Consider the following 19,159-nt stretch of genomic DNA (forward strand, 5'->3'; position numbering starts at 1 on the left):
CTAAGTCAAAATTCATCCACTAAAAATATTTAACCACACTGCGATTCATCTCGCAATGGTGTTTTATGGCTATCCAAAGTGCAAATTCTATTGTTTTTTATTTTGTTTATCGTATAATAATAACTTTTCAAAAGCTGTTTTTCCAATTGGCTTTGAATAATAATAGCCTTGTACAATATCACTAATCAATCATGTTTAAAAAATTTACTTGATAGATGTTTTCTACCCCTTCTGCCACTACTTTCATGTCTAACTTATGTGCCATATCAACAATACTTTCAAGAATAATATGTTCTTTTTGCGTCGATTTATCTTGCCTAAATAAACCCTTGTCGAGCTTTAATACATCAATAGGTATATCTTTCAATAAATTCAAACTAGAAGTTTCACTCACTCTCCTCCTTATATTAATTTTTCATTACAAGACACAAATTTTTTCATTTAAAAACACAAAAAGAGCATTGCATTTTGCAATACTCTTTAACTGTATACTCAAATTCATATAGAAGGCTTCGTCGCTAAAAGTTCATTATTCATTTAAAAAAACCTTTTGTTTTGCAAGCAGACTTCTATACATTTCTAAAAAATTTCTATTTTTATAGTATACTAAATTGATTTATTTATCAATGTCTTGATTACATCCACACGACTTATAATTCCGACAAGCTGCCAACCTTTCATTACCGGAATGCGTTTAATTTGATGCTTCATCATTAGCTGACACGCTTTACTAACTTCCATATCTTCCTCAATCGTTACTACTTTACTTGTCATAATTTCCTCTGCTGATCGCGCCATTAATTTCTTTACTTCTTCATTATAGCGTTCAACACCATTATAAAAAATAAATGCCCCTAAAATATTCACTATATCTGGAACTTGTGGTGAAACCTCTTTATGTAGTAAATCGCCTTCACTGACAATCCCAACAAGATTACCAACATCATCAACTACCGGAACACCCGATATTTTATTTTCTACTAAAACTTTCGCAATTTCCTCAATCGAAGCTCCCGGTAAAACGGAGACAACCTCTCTCGTCATAATATCTTTTACTTTCATAAAATAGCACCTCCCAGATATCGGTTCACTAACAATAAACCAAATCTACATCTTCTTGTTTCAGAATATTCGCTCTTTCGCTAAAAAGTTCCTGCTATTTTAAACCTCCTCTAAATAAAAATTCAGCGATTCATACAAAGGATAATACTTCATACAAACCGCTGAACAATTATTCATAACGTAAGGCTTCAATTGGATCAAGCAAAGCGGCTTTTCTCGCTGGATAAATTCCAAAAAATAATCCAATCCCTACTGAAAAACTAAAAGAAATGATAATTGGTGCCAGAGTAATTGTTGTGTTTAATCCTCCTAATTTAGAGATTAAAACAGCTACAAAACATCCGATAAGAATACCAATCAATCCTCCAATGACACCGATTACTACGGACTCAATCAAAAACTGCATCATAATATTATGATATGTTGCCCCGAGCGCTTTACGAATTCCTATTTCTCGAGTTCTTTCCGTCACAGATACCATCATAATATTCATAATTCCGATTCCACCTACCAAAAGTGAAATGGCTGCAATACTTCCCAATAGAAGTGTAATCATTCCCGTTGTTTCCGTCATCATTTCTAACAAACTCGTTAAATTGTGTACCGTAAAATCATCTTCTTTATCACCAATAATCTTATGACGCTGACGGAGCAGGTTCTCAATTTGCGCCTGTACCTGATCAATTGCCTCTGCTGAAGAAACTTGTATATTAATAGATTGAATATAGTTTATCCCTAATAATCTTTCTTGCGCAGTTGTCAACGGAACGATGATAATATCATCTTGGTCTTGCCCCATCGAAGACTGCCCCTTACTATCTAGTACCCCAATCACTTTATAAGGCGTATTATTGATCCGAATATTTTGCCCCGTTGGGTTCATTTCACCAAATAAATTTTCAGCTACCGTCGCCCCAATAACAGCCACACGAGTTCTAGAGTTTAAATCCTGTTCACTGATAAACGTCCCACTTCCAACCGTCAGATTGCGAATTGACATGAACTCTGAAGTTACCCCTTGTACGCTCGTATTCCAGTTCTGATTTCCCGCCACGACCTGATAAGATTTACTTACCGTTGGTGAAACATAGTCAATATTTTTTATATGTTCACGAATTGCGTCAGCATCTTCTGTTTTTAGCGTAATCATACTGCCAGCACCACCACGGACACCACCGGAATTCGACGAACCCGGTGATACGATTAGCATATTACTACCTAAACTTGCGATGGAAGATTGTACATTGTCTCGCACACCCATTCCTATTGATACCATCGCAATCACCGCACCAACACCAATAATAATTCCGAGCATCGTTAAGATTGACCGCATTTTATTTGCGATCAGGGCATGAAAAGCAATGCGTACACTTTCTCTAAACATCACTTTCCGCCCCCTTCACCTCATCGCGCACTAGCTTTCCATCACGTACGATTAATTGACGCTCAGCATATTCAGCAATGTCAGGTTCGTGGGTAACGAGGATAATCGTCTTCCCTTGTTTATGCAACTGACCAAATAACCCCATAATTTCAACACTCGATTTTGTATCGAGGTTTCCAGTCGGTTCATCCGCCATAATAATGCGCGGATCATTGACCAAAGCTCTTGCAATCGCGACTCTTTGGCGCTGTCCACCTGATAATTCGTTTGGCAGATGATCCATACGTTTTTCTAAACCAACAGAATTAAGTAATTCTCTCGCTCTATTTAAACGTGTTTTCCGATCAACGCCAGCGTAAATTAAGGGCAATGCCACATTTTCTAAAGCACTAATTCGCGATAATAAATTAAAATTTTGAAATACAAAACCAATTTTTTTGTTTCGCGTAATTGCTAAATCATCATCATTTAACTTTGCAACTTCTTCATTATCCAAAACATAAGACCCAGAAGTTGGTCGATCTAAACATCCTAATATATTCATCAATGTAGATTTTCCTGAGCCAGAAGGTCCCATAATCGCTGCAAATTCACCTTTTCTAATATGAAGGTTTACGCCATCTAGTGCAGCAACAGTAGAGTCTCCAATCGTATAAATTTTTCGAATGTCAGAAAGTTTTATCGTCATCGCTTACTCCTCCCTACATCCGCGGCTGCTGACGATTTCCATTGCTAGAACTGCTATTTTTTGATTTGGTATAAGAAACAGCCAACATATCCCCTTCAGCCAATCCGCTGGTAATCTCTACTTTATCATCACTATAAATTCCTACCGTTACCTGTACATTTTCCGTTGTTCCATCTGCATTTACGCGTTCAACATATTGTCCTTCATTATTTGTCTTTAATGCGGCAAGCGGTACCAGCAGCACATGATCTTTTTCAGCTACATTAATATTCACCCGTGCTGTCATCGATGGTTTTAGTAAATTATCTGGATCTTCTACATCTAAGGTTACATCATAATAAATAACACTTGAAGATGTTGTCGTTGAACTCGACCAACTCTTATTTACATCCGTCTGAGAAATATTTGCTACTTTTGCAGTAAACGTTTTACCATTATACGCATCTACAGTAAACACAGCACTCTGCCCAATTTTCACATTTCCAATATCCGTCTCATCTACTTTCGCACGAATCTGCTTGGTAGATAAATCCACAATATTCATGATGACCGTAGGATTATTTACCCCTTGTGCCACTAGAGTTCCTACACTAAGTGGTTCACCAATTACATAGCCATCAATTGGTGAGACAATAATCGTATCATCCACATTGGATTGCACCCCTTCAAGGCTAGATAATGCATTTTGATATTCATAAAGAGCATCTTCTAACTCTGAATCCGATTTTGCACCAATAGAATGCAAATAAGCAGTACGATCATATTTTGCTTTTGCATTTGTTACTTTATATTGTGCTTGATCAAGCTTTGTATCGAGTTCTTTATCTTCAAGGATAACGAGCGTTTGATTTTGCTTAACATGATCATTCTCTTTTACTGGAATTTCTTTGATTCTCGCTGTAATCTTAGAACTGATTTCTACTGAATTTACCGGCTTAATTGTCCCCGTTGCCGACACGGTAGAACTAGCTTTACCACGCTCTACTTTTACCGTTTGTCCAATCGGAGTCCCAGTTGTTTGTTTGCTCTGATAATATAGGTAACCACCACCAGCCAATCCAATAAAAATAACTGCAACCGCAACCCATTTCATCGTTTTCTTGTTCATTATTCCGCCTCCTCGCTAACACCCATCACATTATCAAGCGTAGCTTTATACGATGCATAATCATATTGCGCTTGAATATAGTTCGTCTTTGCCGTAGTCAGCGCTAACTGCGCATCAATAATATCTAATATAACGCCTGCACCGGCTTTATATTTTTCTTTCGCAATAAAATAGTCTTCTTCTGCCTTACTAACTGCTACTTTTGTTGTATGAAAACGTTTTTCTGCCTCTTGCATATTTAAATACGCTTCTCTAACTTCTAAATCAATCGCATCTGCTTGTTTGTAATATTCAAGCTCTGCTTGTTCCAAAGATAATTCAGCATCCTTAATTTTCGCAGCAGTAATATTACCGTCAAATAAATTCCAGCTTGCTTCGACTGCAGCAGTTAATGAATGGTTTGCATGATCGGGTAAAATTTGTTTATTCCACCCTGTACCTACGGAAAGTGAAACCGATGGTTTTTTATCGCCTTTGGCAATATCAATATCTTTTTGTGCCTGCTCTATTGCCACTTGATATTTTTTTAAATCCACACGATTTTCTTTTGCATAAGCAATACATTCCAATAAATTGCGTTCAACCGCATGATATTCTACATCATCTAATAAGTCAATCGCATCTTCACTATCAAATTTAATGATATTCTTCAATTTACTTACTGCAATATCATAAGAATTTTGTGATTTAAGCAATGTCTGCTGTGCATTTACTAATTCTACTTCCGATCTCAATAAATCTACTTTTGGCGTACTACCTGCCTGGTAAAGATTTTTTACATCATTCAAATGTTCTTGATAATTATCTACTGTTTCCTTATCAACAGCAACAATCTTTTCCGCTTCTAAAACATTGTAATAGGCTGTTATCGTATCAAGCATCGTATTTTCTTTCGTACGGATTAGAGCAAGTTCACTCGCTGTAATTGAGTCTTTTGCTTTTTCAATATTCAACTCATTTTTTCCACCTGTATAAAGCGGCATAGACATACGAATATTGTTATTGTTGCTTCGCTCAAAACCATTATCATTCACATCCGTTATCCCCATACTAACGTTTGCACTCACAGATGGATCCTGCTGTGACTTTGCACTTTTTAATGCTGCCTGAGCTTTTGCTTCGTCTTTTTCAGCAATCTTGATATTATAATTATTTTTTAAAGCCATATCAATCGCCTCATCAATAGATAGCGTCAATGGCATTGCAAAAGTTATTGTCGCATTACTCATTAAATAGGTAGTAATAAGAGCAGCTAAAACTTTGCGCATTTTTCCCTTCATAAAAATCCACCCCTTACTAAAAAGAATCCAATTTATATTGTAAAGTCTGATTATTTGAAAATTCTTTGTACGACTTTCACTCAGCTATATTCTTAAATAAAATGAAAAACTGCTGAAATCTCATCCAGCAGCCAAAAAATTTATTTAGCCTCTTCTATAGCTTCACGTTTGAACCATTCTTGATATCCACGTTCGCAGTCATACATTGGAGGCGCCATACAAACCGTCTCCATAGTCCCTGTCTGTTCACCTGCAAAACAACAATATTGACATGATGACTGTGAAAAATCATTCATAAATGCAGCTAATTCAGCATCATTCATCGCTCTGATTTTATCCCCATTACGCATATAAATCCTCCCACGATTTTTTTCTTCTTCATCATACCACGATATACATAAAAAGAAAATATGATAAAATTCGCTACACTTATCATGGGAAAAATTCCCCGATTTACAGGTAATTATTTACCTGTAAATGCAAATATAAAAGTTTTTAAATAAAAAATTTTATATTTGCATTTACAACTCCCCTTATAAATACTGGCTTTTCTTATTTATTTCTAAAAATTTAATAGTTGGCACGCTTCTTGCATTATTAGAAGGTATAGGAAAAACTTTTCCTATTATAAAATAAGGGGGGTGAATTTGATGAGCGCATTGAGAACAATTGTTGGAACAGCAATAGCTGGTATATTCGTAATGAGTGTATGGGGAGCCTTTTCCAATGCTTATGGTATTGGTGGCGGTTGGTTCGCAGGATTTATGATTATTAGTATTATGTGGTTTATGAATCATTTTGTTGGTATTATGCATAATCCAGCAGGCGGAGCTTGGGTAGACATGGCATTAGGAATCGCAATCTGTGGCACAATGAGAGATGTATTTATGGCTGGTTCTGTAGTTCCTCTTATGGAATCTATACCAACTATACTGGTTGTAGTCTTGGGCGGTATTACTGGTGGTATTACAGCAGTTACATTCCAAAAAAACATTCAGCCTGTTGCAGAAACAAAGAAAGAAAATTCTCTAAAAGCATCCTAACGAATAATTGAAAATTCAGGAGGTGAGTTTTATGACAGTCAATTTAATGATAGCTACTTTTGTTGGAGCTTTTATCTTCCCGTTTTTACTTCGAGTATGTGTTGATCCTTTAATTAAAAATTTCGGTCCTGTAGGTGGTTGGCTCTTTGCCGGATTCGTCGTCGGAACTTGTTGGACCCTAAATCACGGGTTAAGCATGATATTTCAATCCGGTCACGCTTGGGTAGATATGGCCTGGGCAGCAGGATTCGGCTTATGGGCAGCATCCATTTATTCTGGCGATAGTCTGCCAAAATCCATTCCAACTTTTATTAATGCAATTATCGGTGGTACTCTCGGTGGTTTTATATTATCTTGCTTTTTAAAATAAATCTTTTCGTATACAATGCCTTATTTTTTAAATTTTCCAATGTCAAAGTCAGATAAACTGATTTTATATAACTCCATTACTTTGTAAAAGAAAATGGTTCAGCCATAGCTTCGCCTCTATGAGTTGAATCATTTTTCTTTTTATTTTTATATCCAAGTTTGAAATGTAGCTGTTATTTTATACGGCCTTAATTTTTATGGCTAGTTTATTAAAACCTATCCGCCCTAATTCAACAAAATATTTAGACTATTGCTTTTTTCATTGTAGTATCCTAAAGATATTTTAATTATTGATAATGATAATCATTTAGCTAGCTTTTTCTTTAAAACTATGCTATTATGCAATATATAAAATATTTGTAAATACAGAGGTAATAATATGAATACAAAAAAAGAACACCATCACTCTCATCATACTGATAATCATTGCGGATGCTCATGTGGCTGTCATGATAATCATCGCCAAGAGCATCGAGATAAAGATGCTATGATTGAATCAATAGAAAACGTAACAAAATTATCACTAACCAACTCCCAAATATCTGTATTGCTTGAATTACATCATTGTAAATACTTACCGGTGACTAGGTTTATCATGAGAAGCAGCGTAGAAGAAGGTGCCGTATTTACTGCGCTTGCTCCAGTATATTTGACTGCCCTTAGCGAAACATTAGAAAATGTAAAAGCAATGGGGAGAATCTTTTCTGCTTTAGCTGAAAAAGGTTTGATTTCTCTAGATTATCATTTACCTTTGAATAATTATGATTATAAATTATATACTGATTCTGACGTATATAATTACTTCAAGAAAACTGTAAACGAAGGAAAATCAAAAGAAAAATTCTTATGTGATATTGCTGAAATTGAACTAGGTAGTATGGCATTAACGGAATTTGGCGAACAAGTGACGAGAAGTTTAATTGCAGAACACCATAATGAAGTAGAGTAAATAAAAAAGCATTGGATGATGCGAGGTGCCCCCATGAGTTAGATTTATGTCTAACCTATGGGGGCACCTCAATGTCAATGCTTTTTTATTTATTTTAATTGGTTAAATATTACCCCATCCATATTCTGCTATACGTCACGTCTCCCAGCTTCCATCAATCTTGTGAAAATCTCTTGTTCGCGTTTTTCCACTGAAATATCACCTAACTGAATTGATGGTTTTGCTCTACCATGAAAATCACTTCCAGCAGTCGTCAGTAGCTTATATTTTTCTGTCATGCTTTTATAAAAATCAATTGTTAACAAATCATGATAAGAACTGTATACTTCCACACCTTTTACCCCTGCCTCGATAATTTCATGAAGTAATGTTTCCTTCCTGCCAATGTTATTGCCGGGATGTGCCAAAATCGCAACCCCACCGGCTTTTTCAATCACTGCGACTGCTTCTGCTAGACGAATAAATTCCACATGTACATAGGATGGTTTCCCCTGACTAAAATAATCCCAATAAAAATTTACAAACGGACTATCACTACGCATACCCCCAGGGAAATAGGGTTGCAATAAAGGATGATGGCGATTGCGTGTATCTTGCATAGCTACATAAACCATACTTTCTACTTGAATAACCCTATCTTTTCCAACTAGCTGATAAACTTTTTCTTCATCTATGAAGATTCCCATCTCCCGAATCCTTTGCATGCGCTTTACACTCGCTATCTTTTCTTGCTGAAAGATTTCTTGCTCGATTTTATCAAATATTTTTGCATGCGCTTGATAATCAATCTTATATCCTAGCACGTGCAAATTAGTACCATTATGCTGACAATCTAACTCCACTGCCGGAATCAAGGTCACTGCATATTTTTCTGCCGCTTTTGCGGCTTCAGACAAACCACGTATAGAGTTATGGTCAGCAATTGCCGCTACTCTTACACCGGCTTTCTGACAAAGCTCCATCATTTTCCCCGGTGCAAATTCACCATCACCACTAATTCTTGAATGCATATGCAAATCTAGCCAACTCATATTATCTCTCCACCTTTTCCTATTTAAACGAGGGAAAATTTTTATTTCACGCTTTTGTTCTTTTATCTACATTTCACTATAGATATAGTTCCCCTTCACAAAAGACAAATACAACATATGCTAAATTATGCTATTCGGGAAAACAACCTTCTTATTTACCTAAATTCCCCAATGGCTTAGCAAGAAAAACAATGCTGGATATACTACAAATATAAACAATGCTGTTGTTACAATAAACGCAGCTACACAAATATTAATATTAAGTTTATATAGTCTAGCAATAATTACTGCATTCACTGCCGCAGGGCAACAGGCTAAAATTAGTAAACTATTGCGCATAATTTCATCCGCAATTACGAATTGAGAAAATAAATAAATAACGAGCGGTGTGGCGAGAAACTTAATCACCGATAAATCAAGCAATTCATGATAATGTCCGCGCATTTTTGCAAAATCCATCGAATAGCCTACGGGAAGCAATGCTGTCCATGCACCTAAGTGAACAAAAATACTAGCAACACCGTCTAATTCATGCGGTCGAGGCACACCGAAAGCCTGTAAAACACCACCAAGCAGAATCCCAACCACCGCTAATTGATTACGACTAAATAAAATTGAAAAAACTGAAATCCGCTTTACTTTCTCCCCACCATGACTCCGTTGATAATAATACTGCGCAAGGGGATAGCAAAACATGAACATCAATATGTATTGAAATAACACTATTAACTGTTGATAGGCATAACCAGTTTCTCCATAAATAAGAAACACACACAGCCCGCCAATTGTCCCCAAGTTAGATAGAATTGCTGACATTACATAACTGCCACGATCTGCATCCTCTGTATATTTACGTTCAGCAACAAAATAGGCAATCAATCCCGGAACAAGTCCTATCATAATTCCAATCACTGGCAGCCACATCAAATCACTTGTTAACGGCAAAATCCAAAAGCTCAAAAAAGATAAGATCGGATAAACAACTAAGATATTGTTTAAAATCATTTTATTAAAGACATGGTCTTTAATTACACTTTGATATCGACATGCATACCCAATACAAAGCGGTAAAATGAGATCAATACCAAAAAAAACCAATTTCATTTTTATATCCACAGCAAAACTCCTTTTAAAGCAAAATCAAACTTAAGTATAGCATAATTAAAGGTATATTCCAGCATTTTGTCGAAGTAGCCATAACTATTTCGATTTTAAAGGCAGGTATTTTATATGTTTTCACAGGCTAAACAAATTTTAAAGCGCTTTTATGGCTACGATAGTTTCCGCCCCGGTCAAGAAAAAATCATCAAGAGTTTCCTAGCTGGCGAAGATACCGTTGCTATCATGCCGACAGGTGCCGGTAAATCTATTTGCTTTCAAGTCCCGGCACTTCTGCTTGATGGCTGTACACTTGTTATTTCCCCTTTAATTTCCCTAATGAAAGACCAAGTAGATGCCCTCATAAATCAAGGAATACCTGCTACTTATATCAACAGCTCTCTTTCCTCTGCTGAATTAAATCGTCGTCTATACGATATTTCCGCAGGTAAGTACAAACTGATCTATGTTGCTCCAGAGCGTTTGTCCGCAGATTTTTTCCAAACCTGCCTAATTAAAACTACAATTAGTATGATTGCAATAGATGAAGCCCACTGTCTTTCTCAATGGGGGCATGATTTTCGACCAAGTTATCAACTCATCTACCCGTTTATTCGTCAATTGCCAAAACGTCCATTAATCGGCGCATTTACTGCAACAGCTACCCCTGAGGTTAAAGACGATATCATCAATTTACTCGGACTTTATCATCCGAACATTCAGGTAAGTGGTTTTGACCGTCCTAATTTGTACTTTAATGTATTACGCGGGGAAAACAAACAAAAATTCATTCTCCATTATGTCAAAACTCACGCTTCTCAATCAGGAATTATTTATGCTGCAACACGCAAAGAAGTCGATGCGATTTTTGCTTTATTATCAAGTAAAGGCTATAAAGCAGGACATTATCATGCGGGTTTAAGTGATGAAGAACGCATTCGTGAACAAGATCGCTTTCTTTATGATGACATTCAAGTCATGGTTGCTACCAATGCCTTTGGTATGGGAATCGACAAATCCAATGTTCGTTATGTTATTCATTATAATATGCCACGCAATATGGAAGCATATTATCAAGAAGCCGGACGTAGTGGTCGCGATGGCGAGCCCGGGGAATGTACCCTTCTATTCAGCCCACAAGATACAATGCTACAAAAATTTCTGATTGACAAATCTGTAGAAAACCCAGATCGCAAACAACATGAATTAAGCAAATTACAAACGATGGTCGATTATTGCCACACCCCAAACTGTTTAAGAAATTATATTATTTCGTATTTTGGCGAAACCGATGCCCCAACAAGTTGCGATAATTGTAGCAATTGTACAGATGAAAGCGAATTAATTGACATTACCGTAGATGCGCAAAAAGTATTTTCCTGTATTCTTCGTTTAAATGAACGTTTTGGAATCACCATGATTGCCGAGGTCTTAAAGGGATCACAAAATAAAAAATTATTGCAATTTCGTTTTGACAAATTATCTACCTATGGCTTATTTGCAAATAGAACGGTGAATGATATCAAGCTCTTAATTCAACGATTAATTGCCACACAATATCTCATGCTTACAGAAAGTGAATATCCAGTTGTTCGCCTTACTTCTTTGGCTTATACTGTTTTAAAAGGAGACCAAAGCGTCTGGCAGAAGGTAATAAAAACAAAACAAGTAGCCTCAGATGACCTTTTATTTCAAGAACTTCGTAAGTTGCGTAAAGAAATTGCAGATGCAGAAAAAATTCCTCCATATCAAGTCTTTGCTGATAGCACCCTTCATGAAATGTGTAAATATCAACCGACAACACTAGAAGCAATGCAGGATATTAAAGGTGTTGGCGAAGTCAAACTAAACAAATACGGACAATTTTTCATTACAGCCATTCGTGTATTTACCCCTGAAGATACAGTATCTTCCCCATCAAAAACAATGGAAAAGCCACCTTCAACCAGCGAACCAAAAACCCCTACCCATTTACTTACACTTAACTTATTCACCCAAGGGCTTTCATTGACGGAAATCGCAAATGAAAGATCCTTAACCACCGCAACGGTTTTTAATCATTTAGTCAAAGCTGCAAATGAAAATTGTGTTGTCGATTGGGATAGATTTATTCGCCCTGAATATGAAGAGCAAATTCTAAACGTTATTCACAAACTGGGCCCCGCACCGCTTCGCCCATTAAAGGACGAACTGCCAGAAGAAATCACTTATGATGAAATCAAGGCAGTGATTGCGAAACATTTTGCTAAATCATCGAATAAAAACTAAGCATTCATCTTTAACCTAATATTAAGGGGAGATAGCATGAAACTCTTTCATACTATCTCCCCTAATTTAATTTTTTTCTTTATTTTATCATGATAAAAATATATTTCTTGAACAATATAGTACTCTTTGAAGCAACTGTTTAAATTTTCATTTTTAAAATTTTTCTCGATGATAACGCTCTTCTCTACCTTCTATAAAAAACGACCTGAAATCACACATTTCCCCGATAACATTATAAGGCAAATAATAGCAAAAGCTTATTTTTTTGAGTTTTTTTCCCATTTTATATAAAGAAAATAATATAGCAAGAAAATAATAATTTAATAAAAAAGCCAGAACATCCCCTACCATCTACCGACAAAATGTGATATATTATTCTTTGTGTGCAATATTAGGGCACAAATGTTTTTTGTAAGGAGAGAATAAATTTCATGGATTTACTTCAAATATTAAACGAAATAGATAGTTTCGTTTGGGGACCACCATTAATCACATTGCTGATTGGCACAGGTATTTTACTTACAATTCGCTTAGGTCTTATTCAAGTCTTTCGATTACCTTTAGCGTTAAAATTAATTTTTACATCACAAAGCAAAGGTTCTGGTGACGTAAAAAGCTTCAGTGCATTATGTCTAGCACTTGCGGCTACCGTTGGAACAGGTAATATTGTCGGCGTAGCAACTGCAATTAAAGCAGGTGGTCCAGGAGCATTATTTTGGATGTGGCTTGCCGCTTTCTTCGGCATGGCAACAAAGTATGCCGAAGGTTTATTAGCAGTAAAATATCGCATCACAGATGCAAATGGTCAAATCGCTGGCGGTCCAATGTATTACATTGAAAAAGGTCTTGGTGAAAAATTTCGTCCTTTAGCTATCTTTTTTGCATTTAGTTGTATTCTTGTAGCTTTACTTGGTATCGGTACATTTCCACAAGTGAATGCAATCGTATCTAGCATAGAATTATCTTTCGGACTCCCAATTATTGCAACTTCATTAATTTTAACTGGTGTTGTAGCTGCGGTTACCTTAGGTGGTATTCAAAGTATTGCTAAGGTTTCTTCTAAAATCGTTCCTGCAATGGCTTTAATTTATATTGCTGTCTGCACATCAATTCTTGCTCTTAATTTTGATAAACTTCCTGATGCAATTTCCCTTGTAGTGAGCAGTGCATTTTCTGCTACAGCAGCTACAGGTGGGTTTCTTGGAGCAACAGTCATGATGGCCATGCGTAACGGGATTGCTCGTGGTGTTTTCTCTAATGAATCCGGTCTTGGAAGTGCGCCGATTGCCGCTGCGGCTGCAAAAACAAAATGGCCTGCTGAACAAGGCTTAATCTCTATGACAGGTACTTTTATTGATACGATTATTATTTGCTCCATGACTGGCTTAACTTTGATTTTAACTGGCGTATGGACAGGTGATGCAGCTGGAGCTGCAATGACTTCTGATGCTTTCTCAAGTATCTATGGCATGCTTGGGTCACAAGTATTAACACTTTGTCTTGTATTATTTGCCTTTACCACAATTCTCGGCTGGAATTATTATGGGGAACGCAGCTGTGTATATTTATGGGGGGTAAAAAGCATTAAACCTTTCCGTTATATCTTCATTTTAATGATTTTGTCAGGTGCTTTCTTAAAACTCGATGCAATCTGGATTCTTGCCGATATTGTAAACGGGTTAATGGCATTGCCTAACTTAATTGCCCTTATTTGTTTATCCGGCATCATTGTAAGCGAAACGAAAAAATATATGCAGCATTTAAAATCCCAGAAAAATAAATAACAAGAAAACCAAAAGCCCAAGTAGCGAAAACTCTCTACTTGGGCTTTTTTTATTTTTAGCAATAACGTTTATCAATCACACGGGCTGTTTTCTTTTCACTGCGAGGTAAATCACCAATACAAACTACCTCTGTTTCTATCATAATACCGATTTTCGTTTTAAAGTGACGTTTTAGCGATTTTTCAATTGCTTGATTTTCTGCATCAGCTTGTTTTTCCACACGAAGTAACATACAATCTTTATTTTCTTTACGGTCGAGAACAATTTGATATTCGCTGCTCGTTCCATCAATCCCTTTTAGTACATCTTCAATTTGTCCTGGATAGATGTTTACTCCTTTAATCTTTATCATATCATCCGTTCTACCAAGAATAATATCATGACGCGGGTACTCAAGCCCGCAAGAGCATTTTCCTTTTAATAATCGCGTTAAATCATGCGTACGATAACGAATGAGTGGTGCTCCTTCTTTTGTTAATGTTGTAACAACTAATTCACCAACCTCACCTTCTGGTAAAACTTCACCACTCACAGGATCAATAATTTCAAAATATAAATGGTCATCCCAATAGTGTAAACCGTTATTTTCTTTACAACTAATTGAGATACCAGGCCCATAGATTTCTGTTAATCCATAAATATCATAAATATCTACACCTAATTCATCAACAATACGATTACGCATTTTTTCGCCCCAGCGCTCTGAACCAATAATTGCTGTTTTTAATTTGATTCTATCTTTCATCTGACGTTTTGCAATCTCTTCAGCCAATAATAACGCATAAGAAGATGTTGCTGTAAGTGCAGTTGCCCCTAAATCCACCATCATTTTTAACTGTTTTTCTGTATTCCCCGGCCCCATTGGGATTGCCATTGCTCCAAGTTTTTCTGCGCCACGTTGAAACCCAATGCCTGCTGTCCATAAGCCATAGCCTGGCGTAATTTGTATGCGATCTTTTTTCGTTAATCCCGCAATCGTCATACAACGCTGCATCATCATACCCCATGTTTCCACGTCGTTTTCTGTATACGGAATAACAATTGGATCACCTGTCGTTCCAGAAGAGGAATGAATACGTACAACCTCTTCATCCGGCACTGCTTGAATATCCAATGGATAGGCTTTTCTCAATTCTCCTTTCGTTGTAAATGGAATCTTTGCAATGTCATCAGGCGATTTGATATCTTCAAAAACTAAGCCAGTCTCTTTATATTTCGCCCGATAAAATGGACTATTTTCAATTACTCTAGCAAATACGCGTTGAAATTTTTCAAATTGTTCCTGTTTCATTTTGCACACTCCCTTACGTCGTAAGAATATCCAATATCGAAAGCCTTGCGATTTAGCTCTAAAAATCTTGGTGGCAAATTTTCTTCTAACGTTTTTATAATGTCCGCCTTTGTAAAGGGAAGTAACTGCGCTTTTATTGCTACACCAAGCATGATTACATTCAATACTTTTGCCGAACCTGCTTTTTTACATAATGCATTTCCATCTATAACAATCACTTTTTTTGCTTGCTGTTTTGCAAACGCAATAATCTTTTCCACTTCATATGCGCCAACACCAAGCGAAGCTGTAACAGGCATAATTGGATTCACATTTAATAACACTGTTCCTTCATTATGCAAATAGGAAATGTTTCTTACCGCTTCTGCTGGTTCAAACCCAATGACAACTTCTGCCTGCCCTTTAGGAATTGCTGGCGAACAGCTTTCCTGCCCAAGCCTTACATGACTGACTACTGAACCACCGCGTTGTGCCATCCCAATCGTTTCAGAGGTATGCGCTGGATAAGCTTGATTGATTGCTGTCTGCGCTATGATTTTTGATGCGAGTACCGTACCTTGCCCACCTACACCTGCTAATAAACAATTCAAATTCATGCTTCACAACCTCCAATCGCATTTACCGGACAAACCTGGCTGCATAATGTACAACCATAACATAAATTTGTATCAATGATCGATTTACCATTACTCGTTAAAGAAATCGCCGGGCAGCCAATCTCTCTAATACACTTTTTACAACCAATACATTCTTCATTTACCTTTAATTTAGGTCTAGGTTTTACGATTGCAATGCATGGTGCTTCGAACAGTACAACGGATACTTTCGGAAATGCTACCGCCTCTGTTACTGTTTCAATCGCCAATTTCAAATCTAATGGATTTGCTCTTTTTATAAATTCAACATTGCAACCACGAAGCACTTTTTCAATGTTGACTTTCTCCGTAACATCGCCCATCATCGTCTTCCCAGTTCCCGGATGTGGTTGATGGCCTGTCATCGCGGTTGTTGAATTATCCACAATAATTACGGTAATATCCGTTCCATTGTAAACGGCATTAATAATTCCTGGAATTCCAGTATGGAAAAACGTTGAATCGCCAATGAAAGCAATATGTTTTGCACTCTTATCCGCTCTAACTAAACCCTGTGCCATCGTAATACCTGCCCCCATACAAAGACAAGTGTCTACCATATCCAGCGGTTTTGCATTCCCTAGTGTATAGCAACCGATATCTCCTGTAAAAATAGCTTTTTGCTTTGCTCTTTTCATTGCCATTTTTACACTATAGAATGAAGCTCGATGCGGACAGCCCGCACATAATACCGGCGGACGAATTGGCAGCTCTGGCAACGTTATTTCATTACTCTGCTTTTGTTCTATACCAAAAAATTTATGTATTGCAGATTTTACGGTTTCATAATTATTACTCCCTGCAACATTTGTATCTTGCGTTAACTTTCCGCGAATTTCTACTGGCAAATGATATTTTCCACAGATTTTTAAAAGCGCTTCTTCAATGACCGGATCAAGTTCTTCAACGACAAGCACTTCATCCACCCCATCTAAAAACTCTCTTGCTAAATTTTCTGGAAATGGATGACTCGTCGCCAGCTTTAACACTTTTGCCTCTAGCTTCTCATCTGATAAAACTTCTTTAACATAAGTAACCGATACTCCATTTGCTACAATGCCGCGTTTTCCTTTACCTGTAATCATATTGTAATGAAGTGTTGAAAAATCTTCGCCAATCTTTCCTTCATTAGCATGAATTTTTAAATGATTTTGATAAGATAGCTTCGGAAAAATCACCCATTTCGAATCTTTTACAAAGCCTTCAATTTCACGTTTAACGACTCTTTCATCTACATCCACCGTCGAGCAAGCATGACAAACTTGTGTCGTTGGGCGAAAAATTACAGGGGTCTGATATTTTTCTGAATAATTAAATGCATCACCAATCATTTCATATGCTTCTTCTGGAGTAGAAGGATCAAAGACTGGTAAATGAGCAAACTGCGCAAAATGCCGTGTATCCTGTTCTGTTTGCGAAGAGATCGGCCCTGGGTCATCAGCAACTAAGACTACCATACCACCTTTTACCCCAATATAAGCGAGACTCATCAATGGGTCACTTGCTACATTTAAGCCAACTTGTTTCATTGTGACTAAACTTCTAGCACCTGTATAAGCAGCACCAGCCGCAACTTCAAGCGCAACTTTTTCATTAATTGACCATTCTACATATAAATCAGCTTTTGCTTTTGCAATTGTCTCCAATACTTCTGTTGAAGGTGTCCCTGGATAACCTGACACGACATTTACACCAGCACGAATCGCCCCTAATGCAATTGCTTCATTTCCCATCAATAATCTTTTTGCCATCTTTTTATCTCCTCTACTCAAAAATACAAATAAAAAAGCATCTGTCCATATAAGGACAGATGCATGATCTGCGTTTACCACCTTGTTTGCCACTATAAAAAGCGACCACCTCTATTGAATGCTATCACATTCTCAGCTCATTAACGTAAGCATACGTTGTCGCTAATAAATTAAAATCGTTCACGACACCCTCAAGGGCCCACTTATTCATTCCGCTTCCTGCTAAGTTCCAGCCCCCTTAGCTCTCTGTGAGTGCGCTAATGATTTTACTCCCCTATCACCAGTTTCAATCTTTATTCATCTTTTAATACACTTAATCTAACACATCAGTTTTATATTGTCAATATTTTTTCTCTATGTTTTTACTCAAAGGACAAATGTTTAACCTGTCTACATGATCCTAAACCTAAGCTTTAGGTATGATGACTTAACACTTTACTATACAAGTAACCTTCTCGAACACCAGACATACTTACCCTTAATAAGCAGCTTTCATACTTTTTTAACAATGTGTTTAAAATAATCAATCCAGGCATCAACGTACGCAAACGATATGGTGCGATTCTCGAAATCACATCTAAAAGCTGCCGTGGAGCTTTTTCTCTTTCTTGCATTAACACCTCTGTAATTTGATAAACATCTTTTGATTCCAATTCATTACGCCATTGTAGATTTTGATAAAAATTCTGCTTTAATTTATTTACCGCTCTTACCGTTCCCCCCACTCCATACCCAAACTTATATTGCGCATGTGTAAAATCTTTATCATCCGTTTGCTCTAATTTTTCTAAAACAGCCCGTTCAATCTTCTCTTTTTCCTCTATTGTTGGATGTAATCCTACAATATAATCCCGATAAGCACTCAAAGACCCTATTTGTAAACTCAAAGCTTTCTGATAAATTCCTTTTTTATAGATGACCAATTCCGTACTACCGCCACCAATATCAATCAATATTCCATCTGATAATGATTGCAATCTTGATGCACCAATAAAACTTAACTTACCTTCTTCCTCTCCCGATATCACTTCTATTTTTAAATTTGTTTGTTGCTCAATTTCATCTACAGCTTCCCTACTATTTGATATATTACGAAATGCAGCTGTAGCAAATGCATATTTATTCTGCACATTAAAATTTTCTAAAATCATTCTATATTTATTTAAAACATGACATGCTTTCTCAATTCCTTGTTTAGACATCGCTCCATTTTTTACATAAGAAGCTAAACCAGTTGCATCTTTCTTATGCAATAAAACACGAAACTTAACATTTTCAACTTTATAAATCGTCATTCGAATTGTATTTGAGCCAATATCGATAACTCCATATACCAAGGCAATCTCTCCTAACTATGACACCGCTAACTACTTTGAAGTAAAATTCGACATGAACGTAAAAATTACCTTTGACCATAA

General features: G+C 36.7%; 18 protein-coding genes. 5 read left to right on the forward strand and 13 right to left on the reverse strand.

Features of this window, described 5'->3' with window-relative positions; all coding sequences use genetic code 11:
- Positions 1-181: 181 nt before the first annotated feature.
- From P3F81_RS09825 to P3F81_RS09855, 7 genes are all read right to left on the reverse strand, one after another.
- Positions 182-394 carry an EAL domain-containing protein gene (locus tag P3F81_RS09825; protein ID WP_309320353.1) on the reverse strand — a complete coding sequence of 71 codons (213 nt, stop codon included), beginning with the start codon at positions 392-394 and terminating at the stop codon, positions 182-184.
- A gap of 212 nt (positions 395-606) precedes the next feature.
- Positions 607-1,062 carry a CBS domain-containing protein gene (locus P3F81_RS09830; protein WP_147669980.1) on the reverse strand — a complete coding sequence of 152 codons (456 nt, stop codon included), beginning with the start codon at positions 1,060-1,062 and terminating at the stop codon, positions 607-609.
- Between the two features lie 169 nt (positions 1,063-1,231).
- The gene (locus P3F81_RS09835; RefSeq protein ID WP_147669981.1) at positions 1,232-2,449 is read right to left on the reverse strand and encodes an ABC transporter permease; all 1,218 of its coding nucleotides are present in this window, start codon (positions 2,447-2,449) and stop codon (positions 1,232-1,234) included.
- Positions 2,439-3,134, reverse strand: a complete 696-nt coding sequence (locus P3F81_RS09840) for an ABC transporter ATP-binding protein (protein ID WP_147669982.1) — start codon at positions 3,132-3,134, stop codon at positions 2,439-2,441. The genes P3F81_RS09835 and P3F81_RS09840 overlap by 11 nt, the downstream gene beginning before the upstream one ends.
- Before the next feature lie 13 nt (positions 3,135-3,147).
- Positions 3,148-4,242 carry an efflux RND transporter periplasmic adaptor subunit gene (locus P3F81_RS09845; protein ID WP_147669983.1) on the reverse strand — a complete coding sequence of 365 codons (1,095 nt, stop codon included), beginning with the start codon at positions 4,240-4,242 and terminating at the stop codon, positions 3,148-3,150.
- On the reverse strand, positions 4,242-5,522 hold the full coding sequence (locus tag P3F81_RS09850) for a TolC family protein (RefSeq protein WP_309320354.1): 1,281 nt from the start codon (positions 5,520-5,522) through the stop codon (positions 4,242-4,244). The genes P3F81_RS09845 and P3F81_RS09850 overlap by 1 nt, the downstream gene beginning before the upstream one ends.
- A 140-nt stretch (positions 5,523-5,662) precedes the next feature.
- Positions 5,663-5,872: a hypothetical protein gene (locus P3F81_RS09855; RefSeq protein ID WP_147669984.1), complete on the reverse strand. Its 210-nt coding sequence runs from the start codon at positions 5,870-5,872 to the stop codon at positions 5,663-5,665.
- Positions 5,873-6,172: 300 nt separating this feature from the next.
- Here P3F81_RS09855 and P3F81_RS09860 point away from each other — a divergent pair, with 300 nt between their 5' ends.
- The 3 genes from P3F81_RS09860 to P3F81_RS09870 all read left to right on the forward strand — a co-directional run bounded on the left by P3F81_RS09860 (position 6,173) and on the right by P3F81_RS09870 (position 7,883).
- Positions 6,173-6,565, forward strand: coding sequence for a Lin0368 family putative glycerol transporter subunit (locus P3F81_RS09860; protein WP_147669985.1), 393 nt, complete (start codon positions 6,173-6,175; stop codon positions 6,563-6,565).
- A 31-nt stretch (positions 6,566-6,596) separates the two neighbouring features.
- Positions 6,597-6,935 carry a Lin0368 family putative glycerol transporter subunit gene (locus tag P3F81_RS09865; RefSeq protein ID WP_147669986.1) on the forward strand — a complete coding sequence of 113 codons (339 nt, stop codon included), beginning with the start codon at positions 6,597-6,599 and terminating at the stop codon, positions 6,933-6,935.
- A gap of 378 nt (positions 6,936-7,313) precedes the next feature.
- The gene (locus tag P3F81_RS09870) at positions 7,314-7,883 is read left to right on the forward strand and encodes a hypothetical protein (RefSeq protein WP_147669987.1); all 570 of its coding nucleotides are present in this window, start codon (positions 7,314-7,316) and stop codon (positions 7,881-7,883) included.
- A 128-nt stretch (positions 7,884-8,011) separates the two neighbouring features.
- Here P3F81_RS09870 and P3F81_RS09875 read toward each other — a convergent pair whose 3' ends face one another.
- Both P3F81_RS09875 and P3F81_RS09880 read right to left on the reverse strand, forming a co-directional pair.
- Positions 8,012-8,914, reverse strand: a complete 903-nt coding sequence (locus tag P3F81_RS09875; RefSeq protein WP_147669988.1) for a PHP domain-containing protein — start codon at positions 8,912-8,914, stop codon at positions 8,012-8,014.
- A gap of 159 nt (positions 8,915-9,073) precedes the next feature.
- Positions 9,074-10,030 (reverse strand): AEC family transporter, encoded by a 957-nt coding sequence (locus P3F81_RS09880; RefSeq protein WP_309320355.1) that lies wholly within the window; start codon positions 10,028-10,030, stop codon positions 9,074-9,076.
- 114 nt (positions 10,031-10,144) lie between these two features.
- Between P3F81_RS09880 and recQ the strand changes: the two genes are divergently transcribed.
- Entirely contained in the window at positions 10,145-12,280 is a 2,136-nt protein-coding gene (gene recQ / locus P3F81_RS09885) for a DNA helicase RecQ (protein ID WP_147669990.1), read from the forward strand.
- Positions 12,281-12,711: 431 nt separating this feature from the next.
- Positions 12,712-14,064, forward strand: coding sequence for an alanine/glycine:cation symporter family protein (locus P3F81_RS09890; RefSeq protein WP_147669991.1), 1,353 nt, complete (start codon positions 12,712-12,714; stop codon positions 14,062-14,064).
- Positions 14,065-14,119: 55 nt separating this feature from the next.
- Here the strand turns inward: P3F81_RS09890 and P3F81_RS09895 are convergent, their stop codons facing one another.
- From P3F81_RS09895 to P3F81_RS09910, 4 genes are all read right to left on the reverse strand, one after another.
- Positions 14,120-15,355: a phenylacetate--CoA ligase family protein gene (locus tag P3F81_RS09895; protein ID WP_147669992.1), complete on the reverse strand. Its 1,236-nt coding sequence runs from the start codon at positions 15,353-15,355 to the stop codon at positions 14,120-14,122.
- Complete coding sequence (locus P3F81_RS09900; RefSeq protein WP_147669993.1) at positions 15,352-15,951, reverse strand: indolepyruvate oxidoreductase subunit beta; 600 nt, start codon at positions 15,949-15,951, stop codon at positions 15,352-15,354. The genes P3F81_RS09895 and P3F81_RS09900 overlap by 4 nt, the downstream gene beginning before the upstream one ends.
- Positions 15,948-17,741, reverse strand: a complete 1,794-nt coding sequence (iorA, locus tag P3F81_RS09905) for an indolepyruvate ferredoxin oxidoreductase subunit alpha (RefSeq protein ID WP_147669994.1) — start codon at positions 17,739-17,741, stop codon at positions 15,948-15,950. Before iorA ends, P3F81_RS09900 begins: the two co-directional genes overlap by 4 nt.
- Positions 17,742-18,154: 413 nt before the next feature.
- The gene (locus P3F81_RS09910) at positions 18,155-19,078 is read right to left on the reverse strand and encodes a Ppx/GppA phosphatase family protein (RefSeq protein WP_147669995.1); all 924 of its coding nucleotides are present in this window, start codon (positions 19,076-19,078) and stop codon (positions 18,155-18,157) included.
- Positions 19,079-19,159 lie beyond the last annotated feature (81 nt).

The sequence above is a fragment of the Selenobaculum gibii genome (genome assembly GCF_030273445.1).
Lineage (GTDB): Bacteria > Bacillota > Negativicutes > ICN-92133 > ICN-92133 > Selenobaculum > Selenobaculum gibii.